Annotated in this window: 16 protein-coding genes; 10 read left to right on the top strand and 6 right to left on the bottom strand. The window is 56.8% G+C overall.

Going from position 1 to position 23,752, the window contains the following annotated elements; genetic code table 11:
• Positions 1-26: 26 nt before the first annotated feature.
• Together uca and NJC38_RS06585 are read left to right on the top strand one after the other, a co-directional pair.
• On the top strand, positions 27-3,623 hold the full coding sequence (gene uca, locus NJC38_RS06590) for an urea carboxylase (RefSeq protein ID WP_253112312.1): 3,597 nt from the start codon (positions 27-29) through the stop codon (positions 3,621-3,623).
• Positions 3,624-3,926: 303 nt separating this feature from the next.
• Positions 3,927-4,331, top strand: coding sequence for a DUF2251 domain-containing protein (locus NJC38_RS06585; RefSeq protein WP_253112309.1), 405 nt, complete (start codon positions 3,927-3,929; stop codon positions 4,329-4,331).
• A 560-nt stretch (positions 4,332-4,891) separates the two neighbouring features.
• Here the strand turns inward: NJC38_RS06585 and NJC38_RS06580 are convergent.
• The 4 genes from NJC38_RS06580 to NJC38_RS06565 form a co-directional block, all read right to left on the bottom strand.
• Positions 4,892-5,809 carry a hypothetical protein gene (locus NJC38_RS06580; RefSeq protein ID WP_253112306.1) on the bottom strand — a complete coding sequence of 306 codons (918 nt, stop codon included), beginning with the start codon at positions 5,807-5,809 and terminating at the stop codon, positions 4,892-4,894.
• A gap of 35 nt (positions 5,810-5,844) precedes the next feature.
• Positions 5,845-7,749, bottom strand: coding sequence for a hypothetical protein (locus NJC38_RS06575; RefSeq protein ID WP_253112304.1), 1,905 nt, complete (start codon positions 7,747-7,749; stop codon positions 5,845-5,847).
• Complete coding sequence (locus tag NJC38_RS06570) at positions 7,746-9,887, bottom strand: hypothetical protein (RefSeq protein WP_253112302.1); 2,142 nt, start codon at positions 9,885-9,887, stop codon at positions 7,746-7,748. Before NJC38_RS06570 ends, NJC38_RS06575 begins: the two co-directional genes overlap by 4 nt.
• Positions 9,888-10,158: 271 nt before the next feature.
• A complete protein-coding gene (locus NJC38_RS06565; RefSeq protein WP_253112299.1) occupies positions 10,159-11,571 on the bottom strand; it encodes a hypothetical protein in 1,413 nt (470 codons plus the stop codon).
• Between the two features lie 946 nt (positions 11,572-12,517).
• Between NJC38_RS06565 and NJC38_RS06560 the strand changes: the two genes are divergently transcribed.
• Both NJC38_RS06560 and NJC38_RS06555 read left to right on the top strand, forming a co-directional pair.
• Positions 12,518-12,844, top strand: a complete 327-nt coding sequence (locus NJC38_RS06560; RefSeq protein ID WP_253112296.1) for a transposase — start codon at positions 12,518-12,520, stop codon at positions 12,842-12,844.
• Positions 12,841-13,026, top strand: coding sequence for a hypothetical protein (locus NJC38_RS06555; RefSeq protein WP_253112294.1), 186 nt, complete (start codon positions 12,841-12,843; stop codon positions 13,024-13,026). Before NJC38_RS06560 ends, NJC38_RS06555 begins: the two co-directional genes overlap by 4 nt.
• 378 nt (positions 13,027-13,404) lie before the next feature.
• Here the strand turns inward: NJC38_RS06555 and drt2 are convergent, their stop codons facing one another.
• Positions 13,405-14,682 (bottom strand): antiviral reverse transcriptase Drt2, encoded by a 1,278-nt coding sequence (drt2, locus tag NJC38_RS06550; protein ID WP_253112291.1) that lies wholly within the window; start codon positions 14,680-14,682, stop codon positions 13,405-13,407.
• Positions 14,683-15,564: 882 nt separating this feature from the next.
• Between drt2 and NJC38_RS06545 the strand changes: the two genes are divergently transcribed.
• Positions 15,565-15,861, top strand: a complete 297-nt coding sequence (locus NJC38_RS06545; protein WP_253112288.1) for a hypothetical protein — start codon at positions 15,565-15,567, stop codon at positions 15,859-15,861.
• Positions 15,862-15,969: 108 nt separating this feature from the next.
• On the opposite strand, the gene NJC38_RS06540 is transcribed toward NJC38_RS06545, so the two are convergent.
• Complete coding sequence (locus tag NJC38_RS06540) at positions 15,970-16,710, bottom strand: alpha/beta hydrolase (RefSeq protein WP_253112285.1); 741 nt, start codon at positions 16,708-16,710, stop codon at positions 15,970-15,972.
• A gap of 254 nt (positions 16,711-16,964) precedes the next feature.
• On the opposite strand from NJC38_RS06540, the gene NJC38_RS06535 reads away from it, so the two are divergent.
• The 5 genes from NJC38_RS06535 to NJC38_RS06515 all read left to right on the top strand — a co-directional run bounded on the left by NJC38_RS06535 (position 16,965) and on the right by NJC38_RS06515 (position 23,606).
• Positions 16,965-18,188, top strand: coding sequence for a transposase (locus NJC38_RS06535; protein ID WP_253112280.1), 1,224 nt, complete (start codon positions 16,965-16,967; stop codon positions 18,186-18,188).
• Between the two features lie 540 nt (positions 18,189-18,728).
• Positions 18,729-20,114 (top strand): gluconate:H+ symporter, encoded by a 1,386-nt coding sequence (locus NJC38_RS06530; RefSeq protein WP_045494758.1) that lies wholly within the window; start codon positions 18,729-18,731, stop codon positions 20,112-20,114.
• A 133-nt stretch (positions 20,115-20,247) separates the two neighbouring features.
• Complete coding sequence (locus NJC38_RS06525) at positions 20,248-21,309, top strand: SDR family oxidoreductase (RefSeq protein ID WP_253112278.1); 1,062 nt, start codon at positions 20,248-20,250, stop codon at positions 21,307-21,309.
• Between the two features lie 119 nt (positions 21,310-21,428).
• Entirely contained in the window at positions 21,429-22,421 is a 993-nt protein-coding gene (locus NJC38_RS06520) for an AraC family transcriptional regulator (RefSeq protein WP_253112276.1), read from the top strand.
• A 141-nt stretch (positions 22,422-22,562) separates the two neighbouring features.
• Positions 22,563-23,606: a histone deacetylase family protein gene (locus NJC38_RS06515; protein ID WP_253112266.1), complete on the top strand. Its 1,044-nt coding sequence runs from the start codon at positions 22,563-22,565 to the stop codon at positions 23,604-23,606.
• Positions 23,607-23,752 lie beyond the last annotated feature (146 nt).

Raw genomic sequence — 23,752 nt, 5'->3', positions numbered from 1 at the left:
CCTATGGACCTTCAGGGGACGTAGTCATGTTCGAATCGTTGCTCATCGCCAACCGTGGCGCCATCGCTTGCCGCATCCTGCGCACCTTGCGTGAACTGAATGTCAAAGGCGTCGCTGTCTATTCAGAGGCTGACCTCGCCAGTCGCCATGTACTGGAGGCTGACCAGGCCTTGAGCCTGGGGGAGGGCGCAGCGGCCACTACTTATCTGGCCGTCGATAAAATCCTGGCGGCCGCGCAGGCGAGTGGCGCTACCGCGATCCATCCCGGTTACGGCTTTCTCTCCGAAAATGCCGCCTTCGCCGAAGCCTGCGAAGCGGCTGGCGTTGCCTTTGTAGGGCCGACGCCTGAGCAATTGCGGCTGTTCGGCCTCAAGCACACCGCACGCGCCCTGGCTCGCGAACAGGGCGTGCCGCTGCTCGAAGGCACCGAACTGCTGGACACGCTGGAGCAGGCACTGCTTGAGGCGCAGGCGGTTGGCTACCCGGTCATGCTTAAAAGCACCGCCGGTGGCGGCGGCATCGGCATGCGCGTGTGCCGCGACAGCCAGCAACTGAGCGAGGCGTTCGAGACAGTCAAACGCCTTGGCCAGAACAATTTCAGTGACGCCGGTGTGTTCCTTGAAAAATACATCGAGCGTGCGCGGCACCTTGAGGTTCAGGTGTTTGGTGACGGTCAGGGTGATGTGCTGACCCTGGGAGTGCGTGACTGCTCTATTCAGCGCCGCAACCAGAAAGTCATCGAAGAAACCCCGGCGCCCAACCTGCCGCAGGGCATGGAGCAGGCACTGTGTGACGCCGCTGCGCAACTGGCCAAGGCCGTTAACTACCGCAGCGCCGGCACGGTTGAGTTCGTCTATGACAGCGATGCCGGCTGCTTCTACTTTCTGGAGGTCAATACCCGGCTGCAGGTCGAGCATGGCGTCACTGAGCAAGTATGGGGCATCGACCTGGTGAGCTGGATGGTGCAACTGGCCGCCGGCGAACTGCCGCCCCTGAGCGAACTGCGCGAGCAACTGACGCCGACCGGGCACGCCATTCAGGCAAGGTTGTATGCCGAAGATCCTGGCAAAGACTTTCAGCCAAGCCCAGGCTTGCTCACCTCGGTGGCCTTTCCTGCGGCGCACGGGCGCGCCTTGCGGATCGACACCTGGGTCGAGGCTGGCTGCGAAATCCCGCCGTTTTTCGACCCCATGATTGCCAAACTCATCGCCTGGGCCCCGGACCGCGAACAGGCACGTAGCGGCCTGCAACGTGCGCTCGGCGAAACCCGCCTGTATGGGGTAGAAACCAACTGTGGCTATCTGGGCGAAATCCTCGCCAGCCGGCCGTTTGTGACGGGCCAGCCATGGACGCGATGCCTGGAAGCGCTTGTTTACCACCCGCACACCTTCGAAGTGATGGTCGGCGGTACCCAGACCAGCGTGCAGGACTATCCCGGCCGGCTGGGCTATTGGGCGGTGGGCGTGCCGCCTTCCGGTCCGATGGACAGCCGCGCCTTGCGCATGGGCAACCGCCTGCTCGGCAACCCGGAGGGGCTGGCAGGCTTGGAGATCACCATCAATGGCCCGGTACTGCGCTTCAACACCGAGGCGGTGGTGGCCGTCACTGGCGCGCCACTGCCGGTTACCCTGGATGGCGAAGCGGCGCCGATGAACACGACCATCCATGTCAAGGCAGGCGCGGTGCTGACCCTGGGCGCCGTCAGCGGGGCGGGCGCGCGCAGCTACCTGACCCTGCGCGGCGGAATTGACGTGCCGGACTACCTGGGCAGCAAAAGTACCTTCACCCTCGGCCAGTTTGGCGGCCACGGGGGGCGGGCGCTGCGGGCAGGGGATGTACTGCACATCACGGAGCTGAGCGACTCCAGTGCCGGCGCGTCTCTGCCGCGACAACCCGCCTTGCCTGCGGTCCGTGCCATCCGGGTGATCTATGGTCCGCATGGGGCGCCGGAGTACTTCACCGAGTCGTACATGGACCGGTTCTTCGCCACCGACTGGGAAGTGCACTTCAACTCCAGCCGCACCGGCGTACGCCTGATCGGCCCCAAGCCTGAATGGGTGCGCAGCGACGGCGGCGAAGCGGGCCTGCACCCCTCCAATATCCACGACAACCCATATGCCATCGGCGCAGTGGACTTCACCGGCGACATGCCGGTGATCCTCGGCCCGGACGGTCCGAGCCTGGGTGGCTTCGTCTGCCCGGTGACCGTCATCGAAGCTGACCTCTGGCAACTCGGCCAGCTCAAGGCCGGTGACAAGCTGCGTTTCATCCCGACCGACGTTGTGCAGGCCCGCCAGCTGGCAACCCGCGAATTGCTGGAGGTGCCGCCGGCCGTTATCGGCGAGGTGGCGACCGCCGGGTTGGCATCGCCGATTGTGCTCGACATTGGCGAGTCCGACACCCGCCTGGTCGCCCGGCTGGCCGGCGATACCCATCTGCTGCTGGAAATCGGCGGCCCGGAACTCAATCTGGTATTGCGCTTTCGCGGCCATGCGCTGATGCAGGCACTTGAAAGCCTGGCGCTGGACGGCGTGATCGATCTCACCCCCGGTATCCGTTCACTGCAAGTGCACTACCAGCCAGAGCAGGTGAGCCTGGAGCAACTGCTGAGCGCAGTGGCTGGCGAGTGGGACGCGGTCTGCGCCGCTGACGACCTGCAAGTGCCCTCGCGCGTTGTGCATCTGCCGCTGTCCTGGGATGACCCGGCGTGCCAGCTGGCCATCGAGAAATACATGACCACGGTGCGCAAGGACGCCCCATGGTGCCCCAGCAACCTGGAATTCATCCGCCGCATAAACGACTTGCCGGATCTGGACGCCGTGCAGCGTACAGTCTTCGAGGCCAGTTACCTGGTCATGGGCCTGGGTGATGTGTACCTCGGCGCGCCGGTGGCCACACCACTGGACCCGCGTCACCGGCTGGTGACCACCAAATACAACCCGGCCCGCACCTGGACCGCCGAAAACTCGGTCGGAATCGGCGGTGCCTATATGTGCGTGTACGGGATGGAAGGGCCGGGGGGCTATCAGTTCGTCGGGCGCACCCTGCAAATGTGGAACCGCTACCGGCAAGTCGCCGCGTTCAACGGCAAGCCCTGGCTGCTGCGTTTCTTTGACCAGATTCGCTTTTACCCGGTCACGGCTGACGAGTTGCTCACCATCCGGCGTGACTTCCCGCTCGGCAGGTTTGACCTGCAGATCGAAGAAGGGGAGCTGCGCCTGTCGGATTACCAGGAGTTCCTGGCGAAAGAGGCTGACGGCATTGAAGCGTTCCGCGAGCAACAACAGGCCGCCTTCCGCGCCGAGCGCGAACGCTGGATCGCCAGCGGCCAGGCGCATTTCGACAGCCAGGAGGAGGTGGCCGAACTCACTCAGGACGACGTCCTGGAGCAAGGCTGCTCAGGCGTCGAAAGCCCGATAGCCGGCAACCTCTGGCAAGTGCAAGCCACGCCGGGAACGCACGTGGAAGCAGGGGACGTGCTGGTGATTCTGGAGTCGATGAAAATGGAAATACCGGTGCTGGCAAGCTGCGCCGGGATTGTGCGGGAGGTGCTGGTGAACCCTGGTAGTGCGATCCGTGCCGGCCAGCGAGTGGTGGTGATTCAGGAAGTTGAGGCTGGCTAGTTCCTGTAAACGCTTGAATTTGGCGACGTATGGAGGGTAGAGGGCCAGACCTGAAATGCGCCGTCGAATGCAGGTTAAGATAACTCAACTAAATGTTTGTTTAGTTGAGTTATGAATAGTATTCATGATTTTGAGCGATATGAAAGGCCAGAACGGGCAGCGCGTCAAGTCGAGCAGCCACGACATCTTCGATCTGCGGGCAATATTGCAGAAAAGGCCTGCGGCGAAGCCATACCGGTCTGACAGACAGACTGGTGCCGCCAGTGCAGCATTGGGCAGCTTAACCAATAAGGACTACTCGACATGCCCATCTACCTGGCCGCTGAAAGCGAATTGATGATCGGACAAGACCTGGTACTGGAAGGCCCGGCCCACGAAGGCAGCCTGGTCGCCGTCTTCGAAGACGACGGGACTACCGGATATTTTTACGCACTGGATACCGACACCGAAGGCAACCCGATTCAGGATGCGCTGCACATTTATGACGTCGAAGATGTCATCGACCGCGACAAACCTTCTGTAGTGCGAATCGGCTGGTCCATGGACCACCGCAAGGCCTTGCTGCTGATCAACGGCAATCCGCATGCGGTGTTCGACTTTGACAACAAGCAAGGCTACTGCCGCACAGGATTTCCGCCGCCGATCAATCGTATATGGTCGAAAAACGGACATGACTGGCGTGACGATGTGCTTGGTTTGTTTGGTTGAGCTTGCGCTGTTGTGAGCCTGGTGCTGCATACCGGGCTTTGGATGGTGCGGGTGGTGTTGAACGCAAGAATGAGATAGTGAGATGAGGCTGTCGTGCGAGGGACTTAAAATCCCTTGCGATGGTTTGGTGGATTTCTGGAGGACTGCTCGTGGAATCTGATGTGTCTGTGGTCGTAAGGTGTAATACCTTGTTACGTATAATGTATATTATGTTAAACGACAGGCTATGTCATAAACGCTCATGAGCTACCTAAGCTACTGATTCGACAAACCCGCTTCTGGCATCCACTCTCTCAACGGGCTATGTCCTTTGTGTTCATGGTGAACTGTAGAATGAGGTGGCTGCCAATGAAGCTGCGCAAATGAGGGCCTTACGATTTCACCATCTGGAAGCAGAACTCCGACATCCACCTTACCAGTCTCCAGGCCAGTATCCAGCTCATCGAGAAAGCGGCACATGGTGACGCCTTTGTCGAGGTTGATACGCGCCCAAGCTTCGAATACTCCACCTGACAGGTGATGAGCCAGGCTCCACCGGCCATTGTCACCGCTAGAAAGCCTTATCGCTGAACGATCAGCCACGCTACGCAAGCGACAACCCCTAGGGTATTCAGCACTCCCAGCGTCAACAACCATTTGAATGACTGACTCGATCGTATTTGCTGTCGCTGATCCAAAATCGACAGCGCTTGATCGGCCTGTACGTTCGAGCGTTGAAAACCCTCATGCAACTGCCGGCCTAGATTCGTAATCAGATTGGACAGTTCTGAGACCAGCAAGGCTTGGGTCTTCTGCCCCTCCCGTAGCTCGCTAATAATCTGATCCTGGTTCTGCACACTTTGCGAGCGAATAGCTTGAGCTTGGTTCTCTAAAGCTTGCTGAACTTGAGCAAGCGTGAGCGCTGCTCCCTGTATCCCATCCAGGTGAGCGACTACGGACTCGCCACACTGAGCGACTGACCCTATGGCACCTTCCAGACCGCGCATCGACTGAGCGAGTTGAGCGTCGATCTCCGCTATTCTGCTCAACAACTGAGTGGCGTTCTTGGCGATATTTTCAACGATCAATCCACCAAGAGAATCGACCGCCTCCTGATGATCACTCAGTTTCGTCAGGATCCGCTTATGTCCCTGCTGTCCCAGCACATGCTGGGCACGCAATTGGTTTTTAAGGAGCTGCTTCAGCTCTTCCGATGTAGAAACGACTGACTTCAGTTCTTCGAGCTGATCAGCGAGATCCTGGGTTTTGTCGGGAAGCTCTTCCAAGTTTGCGATCACCGAGCCCATTTTCGATTGGGCTAGAGTAAGCGTATCCAAGCCTCCAAGAATTCTCTGCCCGAGCGCGTTGTTGGCTGTCGCTGCTTGGCTCAAATCCTTTTGAAGCTGGGTGTTGTCGTCGCGCAAAGGGGCCAACGGTGCGGAGAGCACCCGTGACATCAGCGCTGACAATTCGGCTTCGTCTGTGTTGTTTTTTGACATACGTTACTGCCGATCAAAGTGGTGAAATTACTCGTTTATCCCAACAGTAGCCTGTCTCTCTCCTCGCTAAGCTGCTTGCAGCTGAGCAAATGAAGCACCTTGCGGGAGGGAGACCTCTCAACAGCTATTACTTTACGGCGCTCAGCCAATTCCGTATCAAAAGCCTCGCTTAGGTAACGCGAAAATCGCTCGCCCCGTGCAGTCTCAGCATCCATGTCGCGCTCAAAATTGAGGATGTACTGCTGCCAATCAGAATGAGCCACGGCGGCAAGATCATATTTTTTTCTATAGTCTGATAGCGACGACTCGAGGGCGGTGAGTTGGCGCTCCTCCTGATCGAATTTTTGCTTGAACTTGTCAATTACCTTGGCGGCACCAGCCAGCCAATGCTCAACGGAAAGTTCGACAGCAATCTCTCTGCCCATTCCCATCAAACGCGTTAGCCTGGATTTATCATTACTGAAGTCATCAGAAAATGAGGGATAGTACTCTTCAATCACATAAGCCCTGAGTGACGCTCGGAAGGTAGAAAAACACTTATCAAGTTGCAGGCGTAATTTCTGTGGTTGAATTTCGAAAATATTTTCGACTCGAACACCAGAAGGCAACACATCGGAGGCGTCCAAAGAGCTGCAAGCGTCGACCAGGTGATCACAGCACCAACTGATGCGTCGCATGAATGCAAGAGTATCCGTGGCAAGCCCACTCAGATCGACCATCTCGGGAGGAATTTGAATAGCGCTTTGACATTCCATTCTTACCTTCAACCGCTCGGATGCACCGAATGATGGCACCAGCGCCCGCTCCACAGCTTTTTTCTGAGTACCGATCAATCCTCTGATTTCTCTCAGCTTTCTCTCTGCGCGGTGTTTCTCAGCGAGCAGTATGGCTAGCCGAGACCGCATTTGCTGCGACTCCTCTCGCTTGACCCTGCGCGCGACGATGTGGCTGTCGGCAGCTTGACGTAAACGGCCATGGACTGTCGCTGACGCAGCAATGTCCATAAGCAGTTCATTCATGAACTGATGATTGATGCCACCCATTCGCTCGGCTGTCTCAGGATCGAGACGCTTCGTTTCGTCCCAAGACGCCCCGAAATCGAGCGGAAAAAATAGACGGCCGTTCCCGGCGTCAGTGCCCAGATTGATGCTATGGGTACCAATCTGCTCAAGCACCCGTTCCCTAACGGCTGTTGTATTGAGTACAGGCTGACGTCTTGCCCAGTCTTTTTCTGAATCAAGAGAAAACGAAAAGGTGGTAATGATCCGAAATCGATTGGGCGTGTACCGCCAGTCGCTGATACATGGCAACGTAAACGCTTTGGGGTTCAGAAAAGACAAATCATCCAGCTTTCCTACTACCAGTATCAGATCGGCTAAAGGCAGATAACGGCTCGCGATATGACGTACATGATTTGCTTCCTGAGCATCTCTAGGGTTGTCTCCTGGCAAATCCAGGATACGTACACGAGGACGTTCATCAGATTGTTTTGAAAAATACTTCCGGGGAATCCCAACCTCGACGGGTTCATAGGGTAACGGAACCCCCTTCTCAACATACTCTCTCAAGCTAGCCAAGGCTTCAACCAACTGCTGCTTACCCAACGTTGTTCGCTGACCAATTTTCAGATGCCATTGATCGTCAGCCGCCCGGTGGTACTGCATTGCCGTGGCGGTCGACGACTGCCCTGCTTCGCGACCACCACGCAAGATTCCACTCACAAATGGCAAATGTTTTTCGTCGACGCCTAGGACATGCAGCAACAATGTGGTTTTACCCACTTGAGTGCGACCGAAAAGCGCAACCGAAGCTTCTGAATCGTTCTCAGCGAAGCAAGCCCGCACTCGTGAATCCAGGCTATCCAGAAAACTTCGATACGCCCGATGCGCCCAATCCAGCCGACGGCTATGCAACTCTTCCCACAGGGCCAGCAAACTCATACAAATAACGACGTATTTCTGTTAACCCCGATCTCATCCTGCAGGTCCAGACGAAGTGATGTCACATCAGCGAGTGCCTTGGTGACTCGGTCGCGGCGCATGATGGTTTCGTCCAACCGATACCGTACTGTCAAGCTCTCGAACATTCGCGTACGCACCTGCTCGATAAGGATGTCGAACTGCTCAAGGTAATGAGCTTGGTACTGCTCCTTGAAGAGCTTCAAAACATCGATCGCGTGGTCGCGGGTATACCTATCCTGACGATCGACTTCCTTGAGTACGCTGTACGTCAGCATCCCAATGGCAATCATGGCCGTCGCCGCACCCGCCAGTGTCATTCCGGCGGTACCGGCACCGATGCCTAGTGAATTGAAGAGTGCAGGGATCGTGTCTACATGACCGTCTGCGGCAACATCAACTGCCAGCATCAAGGCGATCCCCTTGATCACGTTGCTGCCGACTTTCTGTAAAGCAGAGAAATCTCGCTCGATACGTTTGGCTGCTGCCGTTGCGTCTTCGTCATCGAGGGGCTGTAACGTATCGGGATCAATTTGAAATACATCAGGAAACAAGCTTCCGATTCTGGCGAACTCCAAGGTCATCGCAGGCAACATCTTGATAGCGTTGGTCATTTCCTTGCTGAACTTTCCCGACAGCCCCTGATCATCTCGTTTGGGGTAAAACAACACCGTGATGTTATCCAGAATTTCTGGTGTGATGTTTTTCCACTGAGCCGCATGCCCCTGATCGTCAGTGTACCCAAGGCGGACGATGGTATTGGTCGAGCCATTGCCAGATTCAAGACGCTTGGCAAATGCTTGCGGAGCACCCAATTTTTTAGCGGTTATTTTGCCGATCACATCGATGTGAGTATCCAGATAACTGCCAGGATTGGCCCAGGCGGCTTGCAGATCTTTGGAGAGCCGAACATGCTTCTCGGTCACTGTGTCAAAAATCCCGGTCACCTTGTTCAAGAACCCTTCATGGTTGGCGACCAGAAGCCCATCCATGCATGCTTTGGCGATGCCGTAATGCTCATCCAGTGAATTCTTGAGCGCTTTTTTGTATTCAGATCGCAGACTGTCCCGAGCCCGGTCAAACACCTCCAAGGCTTGCTGGACCGTTTGGTGCCCTACGGTATCTTCCGCCACAGCCTTCGAGACAAAAGCGCCGCGAATGCCGACCACTGCGTAATTCAGGTCATGACTGAGCAGATGTTCCAATTGCTGCAACTGGCGTTCACGGCTCGCATGATTGGTGTTCTGGATTTCCGGTAGGGCTTTGGTCAGCAGAGGACGCCATTGCTCGATGCTAGCGGCACTCGACCCGGTGCAGAGAATCTGGGTATCGAGTCGATCAGAGTGAATTTCGAATACTCGCGCAGCGCTTGTGCGCAGCTCATCCAGCTTTTTCGGAGTGTCGCCATGAATTTCCGTTTTGGAGATGATGATCAGTGGCTCTGTGCCGGCGAGACTGCTCATCTGTAAATCCGCTTGAATCGTTGCCTGTGAACCACTGGCAAGACGCACTTCGTCAGTAACAATGATTCGCCCAGAACACGCGACCAAGGCTTGGCGCATAAGAATCTGCCAAGAACGGTTTTCTTCGTGAATGGGCTCATAACCCGGCATGAGCATGAAGCCTTGTCCCGTATGGTTAAAAAAGCGACGCGGAACTTTCAACACCACCAGCATGACGTTGTCGAGCTGTCCGGCGGCAGCTTGACGAAACGCGGCTTCCGAGTCTGCTTTTCGTTCAACAATGCGCACATGGCCTGCTTGCTCAGAGCTTTCTACAAGCATCCGAAGGTAGCCTTGCGGCTTTTCAATGTCGTCCTCCACCACGAGCACAGGTGTGCGTTCGCCCCGTCCCGAATTGTCGGGCAACCATCCCGTCTCAGGAGAGTTTTCGGTGCAGTGCAAGTCGTACATCAGCCTGATGAGCTTGGTCTTCCCTGCGCCTTGAGAGCCTCCGATTGCAATCACCTGCTCCTTTGCCAAAAGCTCCGCAAGAAAAAGCCGTTTGATCACGGCGTCCAGTTGAACGGCGAGATCTGCTTCCTCGAGATAAGCGATAGCACCTCTCAGTTCTCGTACGACCCGATTGAGATTACTCAACAGAAATTCTGGGCTTTCCATCTTGGCTCCTTGCATTAATTCAGATGCGGCGATCTTCCATCCAGGCTGTTGGCGATTTTTGAGTCAAGTGGTTGAACGCAATAACCCATTGCCTTGGGAATGCCGGTCGTGCGGGTACTGAGAACTCTATCGGCTGTTCTGGTCGTTTGCTTGAAAGCGAATTCGCCTTGGGCAATTCCCTACCAGCATGACAAGCGTTACGGTCTCAGAGACGGTTCAGCAACCTTGGATCCCTAGTACTGGAAGCGTTCTCGGATCAGGGACTACATGATTAATCATCGTGGTATCCGATAATCCATTCACCCAATGTGAGATCTTCACCCTCCCATTGGGTTGCCCAATGCGCTCTCAAGAAATTGGCGATACTGGAATACTCTAGCTCTCCAAGTGAAAGCCCCTTCTCTTCCATGACGTCACGAATTCGCCTAGCGACAAGCGAGGGTGTTCGATTCTTCGCAGCCTCAACAGCGATTGACTCACACCATGATCGAACGAATCCTTCCCATGCTGTGGTGTCTTGTCTAAACCTTGGCATATCAGGGAACTCGTACCCGTTTATGTACCGGTTCCTAAAATCTGAATCCTGTGCAAGCTGCATATCTTGTTCGAGCTTGAGGAGAAAACGTTGCTTGTAAGGCACGGGATTGAGCTTGTTATTCATGCCTTCTAGATACAGTCCAGGCTGCACATCAACTGCTATCAAGTCCCTCCACACCTCGCCCAGTGCGTCCAGTAACGCAGTGGTCCGTTCTTCCCGCCATATCGCATCTCGACCTTGATCGAGAATCTGCGAAATTTTGCCACCTCGAGCCGCTGAAGCTTTGGATTTCATGCTCTTTCGATGGCTGCGATAGCACTCATAGGAAATCCAGTCTCCCAGATGAGTCCATACGCCGTAGCGTGACTTCCAGCGGGGAATGTCAACATCAGCGTCTTGTATCGTCACGTCGTCGCTGTCGTTCAGATAGCCATAGCGCACGACGTTGCGCTGTCCTTTTTCAGTGAAGCTGCGATTGGCAAAGATTAGGGCGACCAAATCCTGGGGCAGCGCCTTTTTGAGCTGGATATTGAGTGCTGCAAATTGAGGGGCGTTTCTGTACTGCGCGGCGAGAACTCCCCGTTGCAGCCAGGTATCAAAACCAGATGGAAGTCGCCCAGGGAGAACGCTGGTGATCTTAGGGAGATGCAGCACCGGCGGCTTACTCAAGGTCAATTCCACATACTCCACGACATGAGTATCTGGAACATCGAAGGTTGCCAGGATTGCGGCAAAATAATCGGCGATTTCGGAATCCGCGCTGATTGCAAGGTCTACTTGCGCAATGAGCTCGGCATTCCGGCGTCCGTGGAAGGCCGCGTCCGTGGCGTTTGCAGAGCCAAACAGAAGTCTCCGTTTTCGACGGTTAGATGCGCCTTCGTGCACGAACTCGAAATAGAAAGCTTTCATGTGCATCAAGCCGGGGGCTCGAGCCAGTCGGACCTCCAGCTCCACTTGCCGTTTACGTTGACCATGAATCGCCTGCAGATCCTCAGGACGTATGCCGTCGTCGACTAATAAACAAAGCCTGTTGGGCTTCATCTGCTTTACCAACGTACCCATGAATTTGGGATCAACATAGGGCGCAACAACCAAAGCGACCTCCGTGCGATATCCTTCTGGCACAGTCAACAAGTCAAAACTCATTCCATGTAGTTCCAAGCAGGTACAAACGCATTTTTCCGCTCAACACATAGACACCCGCGCAGGATGGGGTGAACGCTCCGTTTTGTCATCGGGCATGGCTAGCCTGATAATGCCATCCATAGTAACAATAGGTCATTGTAAGGTGCAAAGCGCCACTATCCGGCGGCTAAGCATCGAGTGCGATGGATATCGAGCGCGAAGAGGTGGGTTTGGCGTGCGCACTGCTTGGCCGGAAATCAGCAGATAGGCGCTGTCGAGCGGACCTAGCGTGACGATTGTCACCCTGTGATAGCAATTACCCAGAGTTCAATTTGTAGCTAATTACCCGGCGACGCTCACGCGTTGACGAAGCCGCTACGATCATCGCAGATTCCAAGCCAAGCCTAAGCCCTATCAAGTCGCTACGAATCAAAGCGCACATGTATAGGTATCGATGTGGGTTTTACTGCAATTTGTCCGCATTCCCCAGCAACAGGCGTAAACCCGGGCTCTGGCGATACCATTCGAATAGAACACAATGACAGGTTCTCCTTGACGACCCCCTCTCCTCGAAAGGCGAGCCTGAGCCGTGAACTCAGTACCATTTCCGGTGGTGGCATAGACCGCATCAGGCGCCTCGCTGATTCGATTAAAAGCGTCGGCAAAATCAAACCGATTGTTTGCGTTGCCGGCGTGAGGGCCAATATTAGGTTTGACTGTCATGTCTACAGCTTCCAGAAAAACAAACGGGGGTGGCAGCATGGCCTCATGCTGACCTCTCGTCTAGGCATTGAGAGCTAATTTTGGCTCAGGCGAAGCTGAGCAAGCCAAACACGCTAACCATCAATTCAGATTGCTGATGGAGCCGCACTGGCAGTGCACGGAGAGCGTCTGCCGAACAGACCTTCAGAATCCCCAGATTAAGGGTAATGGTGTCCACTTAAAAATACGTGGATCAAGGAACACCATGCGTCAGCGCACCTCTTATCCCACAACCTTCAAGACCCAAGTTGCCCAAAAATGCCTGGGCCCTGATGACTCCATTGCCAGCATGGCCCTGCGGCACGGCATCAACGCCAATCTGGTTCGCAAGTGGATACCTATCTATCGTGACTGGCGGGCTTGCGCCTTTCCTGCATTTGTACCGTTGAAGCTTGAGACCGCTGCGGCGACGCCTGCTTGTCAGCATGTAGCCCGCATCAATATTTCTTCCGGGCAGCGAACAGTCACTGTGAGATGGCCGATCTCCGATCCGGACGGTTGCGCCCGCTTCATCCGCAGCCTTTCGCAATGATCCGCATCGACGCCATCTGGCTCGCCACCGACCCCATGGACATGCGCGTCGGCGCTGACACAGCACTGGCCCGCGTGATCGCCGTATTCGGTGCGGCGAAGCCGCAGTGCGCTTATCTGTTCGCCAATTGGGACAGTGGGGCTAACGCGAGTGGGGAAACTGATTCTATGAACATCAATTGATGAACAATCGACTTAATTTCCAGTGTGCCGAGTGACCAATTTCGGGGCCATGAGCCGCTTATGAACATCTGACATCGCCCACTTGTTAAATAACGTATTTATAAGAGCTCGCTACCATCTGCTATCAACAACCACTGACAGCCGATATCCACGCGCCCACGATTACCTCTAGACGTTGAATTCAAAGGCTTACCTTCGTCTACCCAGTTGGCATATTTGAAATGTGTGCAATCTACAAAACCACCGTCCAACAGTGGATTAACGGTTTTACCGTAGCCCCCTCATAGACTAGCACCGAAGCTCGTAGAGTGATTCTGCTCGCTATAGGGCACCTCTAAAAACTACCTGCGTTGCCTCGCTTACGTTTTTAGAGGTGCCCTATAGATTGATCTCCTGCTGGAGCTTGCGCCAGTGAGCACGCAGCTGTTGCCTGATGGTTTTGGAGTCCATAATTTCTGCTGCACGATACCCATATGTTATGAAATTTCGTCTCCCTAGATGGGTGTATCCTTTGTAAAGCGCTCTGAGAAATAGACCTTTGTCTGCCTCTCCCCGCGAGCGACGAAGTCCGTTAATACGATCTTTGGCCTTCTTAGCCAAGCGCACCCTGACCTTCATTTTTCGGTAATAGCGAGTGAGCGAAGCTGGTCGAATAAATGCCCGCTCACCATCGAACATAAATCCTAGATACTGAATAGGTCTTTCAGAAGAGAGCTTTCCCGATTTATCACGCGTGAACCGCTGAATGTCAGTTTTCGCTTCTTGAATATTCAAAAGCAGCTTATTGATCTCAGTCACTACCTCAGCCTCAATGCTTTTCTGGGCTTGGATTGGACAGATGATCATGATGTCATCACAATATCGGTAATAGACAGATTCAGTGCGGGAGAGGAAATGAAGCATCGCGCGATCAAAGTCGAGCATGTACATATTGGAAAGGATTGCGCTTATCGGAGAACCTTGGGGAATACCATATTTCATCAAGTTGGACGTGACAAGGCTTTGGCCCCGAACGATATTTCTGAATTCGAAGGCATCACAAAGACGTTTATTAGCAACCACAGGGTTATGCAAAGAAATACCCAGCGCATCATAAACCAGTTTGCGTTCCACATAAGAATGCTTAGTAATAGCCTTGAAGACTGCGTAATGATCAGCCGGTAAAGCCGCAACATCCAAAATTTCTTTCCAAGCTTCCTTCAGAAGCTGATGATTCAATCTGTCGAAGAACTTTTCGATATCAAAACATAATACACTGCATTCAGTTCGCGCTTTTATTTCCTGGAAGGCGTTGTGCGCATGATGAATATTGCTCTGACCACCTAAAGCTCGGAACGCCAGTACGGAAGTGCTAAGGCCAAGCCGTTCCAACTTTTTCTCGTACCGTTGCGATAGAATTGAAGAGTAATAGGCATATATATGGGAGTCCATATGTGCGGCGTAAGAGATCGGCCTAACTTTTTCGACTACTTCAAACATCCGTAAATGCGGGTGGTGTTTGGTCTTTGACGTGACTGTGGCATTACGGATAAAGGGATAAAAAGAGTGGCGACTTACCTTGCGAGGGTCAGTAGCATAGCTGCACGCAGTTTTCTCGCCAACAGGGCGGTCAAAATGTAGGTAGTGACGAGCTTTGAACCAAGTATTGTCTTCCATGATTTCTCTTCAAGCCAACCGGTGAGACTCGGATTGCGACAGTCCTGAGCGCCTCACCGGCTAATCTTAAATGTTCCCCACACTATCCATTCATATACGTGTGTTAGCTATATAAACTAGGCCGCTACTGCTAGGGATGACGTATAATGTCAGTATCACTGTTTGTATAATGCTAGGAGGTGCTCGATGAAGAGGTTCCGTGCATCATTGTTGAGTTTGCTGGTAGCCTTCGCGGCGAACCAATGCGAACTTGACAATCTGTGATTCACCTTGTGGCCAAATGCCACAAGCGAGGCAAGACTAGCACACCACGAAGACTGATCCAAATCGATTTTGCCTCCCAAATTGCCCTACCCGGTCTACGACAGACCAATTCACTTCGCCCTATTGGCAAAGATACAAGCACCATCTCTGCAGGTTACCGGGCACGTTCGACATCGTTGATCGGCATGGTGCAGGGTGCCGATACCATCTCTTCCCGCCTGAAGCATTTCCGGGCCATGGACTCTCGCTTTGGATAAGCTCAAGAACAGCCGGTTACACATTCACAAGCGCACTACAGCCAAATCACCCCAAGCCTGTAGGACGCTTCTGAATTTTCGCGTTATCCTCCGCCCCCGCTTGTGACGGTCTCCATCGGTCGCTAATGTCCTGTCCGTCGCTCATCGCAGCGATGGGGTTTAGTCGCTCCGTACCGAACAAGCAAGTCCCATGACCGTTATGCGCCGTAGGCGCTATGACGTCGTTTTATGGTGGCTGTGCACGGAGTGCTTTCGGGCGCACCGGGTCCTCGGTACCGGCGACTAAACCGTGCATGGCTACCACCCCTTTGTTTAGTCGCGAGGTGTGCGGGCCACTCATCCACATCGAGGACTATCTATCATGATCTTATCTACACCCCACCCACCGCCAATACCCACCCTCGCCCTGCCCTTACCCATGGCCGGCCCCGGCCTGTTCAGCGTCAACCCCGGCATCCACGCCGAGGATGCGCTGATCGCCGCTGCCGATTATCTGGAATGCGCCTCGGCCGCTGCTGATGAAGTCGCCAACAGCCAAAGTATTGAGTGCCGAGCAATGGCGCGTTCGGTGGTCCATCAACTGGATATGGCGCGGGTATTGGTTGAGGCGACGCTGGCGGCGCTGCAGCAAACTGAGGTTGCAACGCGCAAGGGCTGATGATTTGGGACATGCGGCGGCGGTGAGAGGTCCCGCATTGTTCTGGCAAGGGCCAAGTACGGGCCTCACTTACCTGGCCCCCCTGAAGTCAATTAAACATAGGCCGCCTCAAACGCGGTCCTGCAGCCTCTTGATGTGTTGCCACATAAGCGTTGGGTTGGAATACATCGGAAAATGGCCACAATCCGGAATGCACGCCAGATCGACACCTTGCGTAGCGATGTCGGCAAGGTAAGACAGGTGGGAGTTGCTGACGCCGTACATGTATTGCCGCGCAAATGGCAGCGCCAGAAACTTGCTCATCAGCCCCGCATTGTCAGACAGCTCGACCATTGATTCGAAGATCCCACGCACCGCCCCAGGTCGCACTTTATGTGCAAGGCTGGCGGCGTAAAGTGCGCTGGCCGGGTCAGCTGCCAAACGGGTGCGCTCAATGAAGTCATGGAAAAAGCGCTCGTCATCCTCGCGCGGGTGGTCATGGATCTGACGGCTGAGAAAGCAGTCCTCAGGCGCAATATTACCTTCGATATTTACGAAACTGAGCACTCGCCCAAGCTCATTATGCGCAAGCATCAAACCGGTCAGGCCACCCATTGAGTGCCCTACCAGGTGAAACCGGTCGATACCGAAATGTTTCAGTACCACTTCTGCCGTTCTGACCAACAACGCAATGCCGACGCGCGAGAGATCGTGGCACTCAGTCGCGCCGCAACCAGGCGCATCGTAGGCAATGAAGGGATGGCCTTCGAACGTGGGTTGCAAAGTGATATCTGCGTAATCTTCCTTGGTGGACCCAAAACCGTGCAGGAACAGGATCGGCGCTTTGGGCCCCGATCGGTGTATGACCATCGGGCGCGCGACAAGCCCCGCCGTTCAGGGCGGGGAAGGATAGCGCGGACGGCGTAGCCGTCCCTGGTTGCCGTGGGGTGCCTACTGCAACTGTTCGATGTACGCACCGCGACAGGATGATGCGCAGTAATACGGCGACACAGTATGCCCTCTATGGCGATGTTTCGTTACAAAGACCCCATGGGCATCCATCTTGAAAACACCGTGCCGTCCGCGCCTAATGGCGTCTTCATTGCTCATGGCTCAAGAGCAGCATGCAACGACTTCAAGCCTTCAAGTACGAACTCATGCCAGACGGCCGGCAGGAGCGGCAAATGCGCCGCTTTGCCGGCTCCCGTCGCTTCGCCTTCAACAAGGCGCTGGCGTTGCAGAAGGAGCGCCACGAGCAAGGTGAGAACAAGCTCGGCTATGCGGGCCTGTGCAAGTTGCTGACCGAGTGGCGCAATAGCCCGCAAACCGCATGGCTGGCCGATGCGCCTGTTCACCCATTGCAACAGAGCCTCAAGGATCTGGAACGGGCCTACACCAATTTCTTCGCCAAGCGAGCCGACTTCCCCCGCTTCAAGAAGAAGGGGCAGCGCGACAGTTTCCGCTATCCCGACCCGAAACAGATCAAGCTCGACCAGACCAACAGCCGCCTGTTTCTGCCAAAACTGGGCTGGCTGCGCTACCGCAACAGCCGCGAGGTGCCTGGCACGGTGAAGAACATCACCGTGAGCCAGTCGTGTGGCAAGTGGTTCGTGAGTATCCAGACCGAACGCGAGGTCGATGAGCAGCCCACGGCACAGGGTGCGGCAGTCGGCATCGACATGGGCATTGCCCGCTTCGCCACGCTTTCGGATGGCTCGTTCTACGCACCCCTGAACAGCTTCAAACGCCATGAAACCGCGCTGTGCAAAGCGCAGCAGGCGATGAGCCGCAAGGTCAGATTCAGCCGCAACTGGAACAAGGCGAAAGCCCGCGTCCAGCGCATTCACTCGCGCATTGGCAATGCCCGGCGCGACTACCTGCACAAGTGCTCCACCACGATCAGCCAAAACCACGCGATGGTGTGTATCGAGGACTTGCAGGTACGCAATATGTCCAGGTCGGCGGCAGGTACGGCCGAGGCGCCGGGAAGAAACGTTCGGGCCAAATCTGGCCTGAACAGGGCCATCCTCGATCAGGGCTGGTTCGAGTTCCGCCGCCAACTGGACTACAAGCTGGCGTGGCGCGGCGGCTGGCTGATAGCCGTGCCGCCGCAGAATACCAGCCGCACGTGCCCTTGTTGCGGCCATGTGTCGGCGGCCAACCGCCAGACGCAGGCGCTGTTCAGGTGTGTGGGATGTGGTTTTGAAGGCAACGCCGATGTGGTCGGCGCGATCAATGTACTAAGGGCGGGACACGCCCGGTTAGCCTGTGAAGTGAGCGCAGAGGTCATGGCGCCAGCAGCAGGAACCCACCGAAGCGACTCGGGGGCGGCTCGATGCCGCGCCTGAGTGCCGTAGGAATCTCCGGCCTTCAGGCCGGGGAGGATGTCAAATGGCTGCCCCTTCTGAAAACTTAACTGAACAGTATTGCGGCAAGCCCCGTATCAAGGATGGTTTTGCGGCTGCGCGAAAGTCTAAAGAGCCAGTGTCAACGCCGCTATAGAATCGCGGCATTTCAGCTATGCCGATACGGCTGACGAAGCCGCCGTTCGCAGCCCACATGAATTCCTCCCGCCAAACCTTGACAGCCTCTCCGTGCGCAACAAATAATTTGTAAGAATTTATGTGCATGACCCTGTAACAAGGTCAGTCGGTAGATGAATGCTCAACCCAGCGGTACTCGCGCTTTTGTATGTCCTTTTTCCGCCATCTGTCCGGAGCAATCCGGGCTGTTGCGGTAACCGTTTCTATCCCCGCTCTTGCGTCCCTGCAGATGACCAGGCCGGTGGCCTTGCCACAAGGGCGATGCTCTTTTGCAGGCTGCGACGCCCTCCCCCTGCCTATTGATGCTGAGTGCAGCTTGCGCACCAGCCCAACCGAGATCTTTTCATGACCCCGTTAGATATTCAGCTCTTGATGACCGCACTGGTCAGTGTTCTGGTGCTGGTGGCACTCATTGTTTCGCGCCTGAAGATGCATCCGCTGCTGGCTCTGCTGGTGGTGTCCGTGGGTGTTGGATTTGCCACCGGCATGGAGCCCGGCTCGATCGTGTCACATGTGGTTGCCGGTGCTGGCAAAACCCTGGGTGCCGTAGGTGTGGTGATCGCGCTGGGGGCAATGCTGGGCAAGATCCTGGCTGACGCAGGCGTTACCGAGCAGGTCGCCGGGGTCATCCTCAAACGCACCCCGGATCGCCTGATTCCCTGGGCGATGATGCTGGTGGCGTTCGTCATTGGCATCCCGATGTTCTTCGAGGTCGGCCTGGTGATCATGCTGCCGCTGATTTTCAGTGTGGCCCGCAAGCTCGAAGGCCAGGCTCGCTTCAAGGGCTCTGCTTACGTCTACGTGGGCGTGCCGGTGATTTCCGCGCTGGCCGCCATGCACGGTATGGTGCCGCCGCACCCCGGCCCGCTGACCGCTATCGCCGCGCTCAAGACCTCGGTCGGGCCGACCATGCTCTACGGTTTCCTTGCCGCTGTCCCGGCGATGATTCTGGGCGGCCCGCTGTATGGCATGTTCATCGCACCGCGTATGACCACCCGGCCAGATCAGGCGTTGCTCGACCAGTTCACCCTCACGGAAAAAACCGATGGCAAGCCTCTGCCCAGTGTCTGGATCGGCGTGCTGGCGGCCTTGCTGCCGGCGATTTTGATGCTGGTGCACGCGGTCGCCGAGATGCTGTTGCCCAAGGGTAATGCAATGTTGCAGATGGCGGCGTTTGTGGGCAACCCGCTGATTGCCATGCTGCTGGGCGTGCTGTTCGCCGGTACCAGCCTGGTGCTGTTGCGCGGCGGCGACACCGACAAGCTGCGCGCGGCGCTGGGCAAGAGCCTCATGCCCATCGCCTCGATCATCATGATCATTGCCGGCGGCGGTGCTTTCCAGGAGCTGCTGACCAGTGCCAAGGTCGGCGACGCCATTGTTCACCTGACCCAGCAGTCGGCCATCCCGCCGCTGTTGCTCGGCTGGTTGATCGCGATGCTGCTGTCGGTGTCAACCGGTTCGGCTACTGTCGGTATCGTCGGCGCTGCCGGCCTGCTGGCGCCCCTTGCCGGTGCTGACCCTACTCTAAACCTGCCGTTGCTGGCGCTGTCCATCGGCTGCGGTTCGCTGTTTTTCAACTATGCCAACCATGCGGGCTTCTGGATGGTTAAAGAGTCGTTCGGTATGACCATGGGCGAAGCCACCAAAACCATCTCGGTGGTGCAATCCATCGTCTCCTTGGTGGGTTTGATCATGGTGTTGATTCTGAATGCCGTCATCCCGGTGACTTGAACCGGGATACCGCTACCCAGAGGCATTTATTGCAGCACTGGCAGGAAGCGACCTGTCAGCGCCGCTGCCTTCGTAAACCATGAACCTTTCCTCCCTGTGGCTTTCCTAGAAGCACACCATTTTGGAGAAGCCCATGACTCATCTGGCATTGATCGTCGGCGCCAGCGGCATCGTCGGCAGCGCAACCACCCAGCTTCTGCTGGAGAACGGCTGGCAGGTCGCCGCCCTTTCCCGTAACCCCGCCAGGCAGGAAGGGGTGATACCCGTGGCGGCCGATCTGCAGGATCCGGCGTCCGTCACGGCCGCGCTGAAAGACCTCAAACCCACTCACGTGTTCATCACCACCTGGTCACGGCAGGCCACCGAGGCCGAAAACATCAAGGTCAATTCGGCGATGGTGCGCAATGTGCTGGATGCCCTGCGCCCGGCTGGCAGCGTAAACCACGTGGCCCTGGTGACAGGCCTGAAGCACTACCTGGGCCCGTTCGAGGCCTATGGCAAAGGCAGCCTGCCGCAGACGCCGTTCCGTGAGCAACAGGGTCGTCTGGACGTCGAGAACTTCTATTACGCGCAGGAAGACGAAGTGTTCGCCGCGGCGGACAAAGACGGCTTCACCTGGAGCGTCCACCGCCCGCATACGGTCACCGGCGTTGCGGTGGGTAACGCGATGAACATGGCCACCACGCTTGCGGTTTACGCCACGGTTTGCAAACACACCGGTCGGCCATTCGTATTTCCCGGCTCCAGGGTGCAGTGGGACAGCCTCACCGACATGACCGATGCCCGGCAGTTGGCCAGGCAGCAACTGTGGGCGGCCACCACGCCAGCGGCGGCCAACCAGGCGTTCAACATCACCAACGGCGATATCTTTCGCTGGAAGTGGATGTGGGGGCGGATTGCCGAGTACTTCGGCCTTGAAGCCGCTGACTTCCCCGCTTCGCCCGCGCCACTGGAGTCACAGATGGCCGACGACCAGAAGGTCTGGAGCCAGATCGTGGCCGAGCACGGCCTGCAAGAGGCGGACATTGATCGGCTGATTTCGCCATGGCATACCGACGCCGATCTCGGGCGTCCCATCGAAGTGGTCACCGACATGTCGAAAAGCCGGCTCATGGGCTTTAACGCCTATCAGGCCAGCGATCAGGCGTTTTTCGATGTGTTCGACAAATTGCGGGCTGATCGGCTGATCCCCTGAGGCTCAGACCCACGCAAGGCAAAAGGCCCATGACGTTCATGGGCCTTTTTTCATGACTTGGTTTTTAGCCGCTGGCGCGGCACCATCGTCCAGGCTTTGTAAACCCACAGGTCTGCCCGATGCTGCACTCCACCCTCACTACCCTGAACGCGGTGTCGCTGATCCTCGAAACCTTGCGTGAGGAGGGTATTGCTGCCAGCGAGCTTCTGGCCGGCAGTGGCATCGAGGAAGCCGACCTGATTCGTCCCGACCCACGCATTACCACAGCCCAGGAGGCACGGGTGTGCGCCAATGCCCTGGCATTGCGCGAGACGTTCGGTCTGCAATTGGGCCAGCGGATGCACGTATCCGCGTATGGCCTGCTCGGTTACGCCATGTTGCTCAGCGATACACTGGGTGCTGCTCTGGAGCTGGCGCTGCGTTACCCGGCGTTGCTTGGCACCCTCTTCGATCTGCGCCTGGAGGTGCGTGGCGACGTCGCCTGGCTGCTGGCCACGCAGTACCATTCGCGCCCCGAGCTGGCCGTGTTCAATGCCGAGCTGTGCCTGGGATCATTGAAGGTGATCTGCGACGACCTGCTGGGCCGTCCCCTGCCCTTGCTGCAAGCCTGCTTCGCCCATCCGGCGCCCACCTACAGCAAGCGCTATCGGCGCAACTTTCCGTGCCCGGTGCGTTTCGAGGCGCACGAACACGGCTTTGCCTTTGCTGCGCAGATGCTGGAGCAGCCCCTGCCGCTGGCCGACCGGCTGACGCACCGGATCATGGCCGAGCGCTGCCGTCAGCAAAACGCCGAGTTCAGCGGCCGCCAGGCCTGGCTGGGGCGTATTCGCCAATACCTGGCCGAGCATCTGGCCAATCCTCCGGGGCTTGAAGGGCTGGCCCGGCAGATGAACTGCTCAGCGCGCAGCCTGCGCCGGCACCTGCATGACATGGGCAGCAGTTATCAGGAGTTGCTTGATGCCCTGCGTTTCGAGCGGGCCAAGGTGCTGTTGGTCGAACAACAGTGGCCGGTCCAGCAGGTTGCCGAAGCCCTGGGTTATAGCGAAACCGCCAGCTTTCGCCATGCATTTATTCGCTGGAGCGGGGTTGCGCCCAGCCAGTACCGCACCTGAAGCGTGCAGCGCGCCCTTAAAAAGGGCGAAATTCGGTCAAATCTAATGGCCATATCTATCCCCTTCTGGCCGTTCATAACGTTCTCCAGCAGGCGTTTCTGGCGAAACAATGCCAGTCGTCACGCCACACGGAGCACGACCATGCTGACTGTCTATACCGACGACCATCACCTGCACCACGGCCGCTGCGAGCTGATCAACGGGCAACTCATGCCCTGTTTTGAGATGCCCTCGCGCGCTGATCATGTCCTGGCCCGGGTCAAGGCCCGTGAGCTGGGGCCAGTGCAGCCGCCGCGCGACCATGGCCTGGTGCCCATCGCCCGTGTGCACAGCGCTGACTACCTGGCGTTCTTCAAAGGCGCGTGGGCGCGTTGGCAAGCCATGGGCCAGGACGGTGACCTGTTGCCCTTCACCTGGCCGGCGCGCACGCTGCGCCGCTTGAAGCCCCACGGGTTGCACGGAGAGCTGGGCTACTACAGTTTCGACGCTGGCGCGCCCATCACCGCCGGCACCTGGCAGGCCGCCTACAGCGCAGCACAAGTGGCGCTCACCGCCCAGGCCGAGATACAGAGCGGTGCCGACAGCGCCTTCGCGCTGTGCCGGCCGCCAGGGCACCATGCCGCCAGCGACCTCATGGGCGGCTATTGCTACCTGAACAATGCGGCCATTGCGAGCCAGGCGTTTCTCGACCAGGGCCGCCAGCGCGTGGCGATCCTCGATGTCGACTATCACCACGGCAACGGCACCCAGGCGATTTTCTACGACCGCAGTGATGTGTTTTTCACCTCTATTCATGGCGACCCGGCCAACGAGTTTCCGTTCTTCCTGGGTTATGCCGATGAAACCGGCCAAGGCCAGGGTGAGGGTTGCAACCTCAACCTGCCCTTGCCCCACGGCAGCGGCTGGGCGCAATGGAGCCAGGCGCTGGAAACCGCCTGCGCAGCCATCGACGCCTACGCCGCCGAGGTACTGGTGGTGTCGCTGGGGGTGGACACCTTCAAGCAAGACCCGATCTCGCAGTTCACCCTCGACAGTGGCGACTACCTGGCCATGGGCGCGCGCATCGCGGCGCTCGGCCTGCCTACGCTGTTTGTGATGGAAGGCGGTTATGCCGTCGAAGAAATCGGCATCAATGCCGTCAATGTGCTGGAAGGCTACGAAACCGCCCGCAAGGAGAAGTCATGATGTTGACATCCTCCCCGGCCTGAAGGCCGGAGATTCCTACGGCGCTCAGGCGCGGCATCGAGCCGCCCCCAAGTCGCTTCGGTGGGTTCCTGCTGCTGGCGCCATGACCTCTGCGCTCACTTCACAGGCTAACCGGGCGTGTCCCG

Source organism: Pseudomonas sp. 21LCFQ010, assembly GCF_024129905.1.
Taxonomy (GTDB): domain Bacteria; phylum Pseudomonadota; class Gammaproteobacteria; order Pseudomonadales; family Pseudomonadaceae; genus Aquipseudomonas.
The sequence above is the reverse complement of the archived record's forward strand: the minus strand, read 5'-3'. Positions and strand labels throughout refer to the sequence as shown.

What these genes read in the sequence shown, in the direction of transcription:
- uca (WP_253112312.1), top strand. Translation starts at nt 27, where the DNA reads ATGTTCGAATCGTTGCTCATCGCCAACCGTGGCGCCATCGCTTGCCGC.
- NJC38_RS06585 (WP_253112309.1), top strand. Translation starts at nt 3,927, where the DNA reads ATGCCCATCTACCTGGCCGCTGAAAGCGAATTGATGATCGGACAAGAC.
- NJC38_RS06580 (WP_253112306.1), bottom strand. Translation starts at nt 5,809, where the DNA reads ATGTCAAAAAACAACACAGACGAAGCCGAATTGTCAGCGCTGATGTCA.
- NJC38_RS06575 (WP_253112304.1), bottom strand. Translation starts at nt 7,749, where the DNA reads ATGAGTTTGCTGGCCCTGTGGGAAGAGTTGCATAGCCGTCGGCTGGAT.
- NJC38_RS06570 (WP_253112302.1), bottom strand. Translation starts at nt 9,887, where the DNA reads ATGGAAAGCCCAGAATTTCTGTTGAGTAATCTCAATCGGGTCGTACGA.
- NJC38_RS06565 (WP_253112299.1), bottom strand. Translation starts at nt 11,571, where the DNA reads ATGAGTTTTGACTTGTTGACTGTGCCAGAAGGATATCGCACGGAGGTC.
- NJC38_RS06560 (WP_253112296.1), top strand. Translation starts at nt 12,518, where the DNA reads ATGCGTCAGCGCACCTCTTATCCCACAACCTTCAAGACCCAAGTTGCC.
- NJC38_RS06555 (WP_253112294.1), top strand. Translation starts at nt 12,841, where the DNA reads ATGATCCGCATCGACGCCATCTGGCTCGCCACCGACCCCATGGACATG.
- drt2 (WP_253112291.1), bottom strand. Translation starts at nt 14,682, where the DNA reads ATGGAAGACAATACTTGGTTCAAAGCTCGTCACTACCTACATTTTGAC.
- NJC38_RS06545 (WP_253112288.1), top strand. Translation starts at nt 15,565, where the DNA reads ATGATCTTATCTACACCCCACCCACCGCCAATACCCACCCTCGCCCTG.
- NJC38_RS06540 (WP_253112285.1), bottom strand. Translation starts at nt 16,710, where the DNA reads ATGGTCATACACCGATCGGGGCCCAAAGCGCCGATCCTGTTCCTGCAC.
- NJC38_RS06535 (WP_253112280.1), top strand. Translation starts at nt 16,965, where the DNA reads ATGCAACGACTTCAAGCCTTCAAGTACGAACTCATGCCAGACGGCCGG.
- NJC38_RS06530 (WP_045494758.1), top strand. Translation starts at nt 18,729, where the DNA reads ATGACCCCGTTAGATATTCAGCTCTTGATGACCGCACTGGTCAGTGTT.
- NJC38_RS06525 (WP_253112278.1), top strand. Translation starts at nt 20,248, where the DNA reads ATGACTCATCTGGCATTGATCGTCGGCGCCAGCGGCATCGTCGGCAGC.
- NJC38_RS06520 (WP_253112276.1), top strand. Translation starts at nt 21,429, where the DNA reads ATGCTGCACTCCACCCTCACTACCCTGAACGCGGTGTCGCTGATCCTC.
- NJC38_RS06515 (WP_253112266.1), top strand. Translation starts at nt 22,563, where the DNA reads ATGCTGACTGTCTATACCGACGACCATCACCTGCACCACGGCCGCTGC.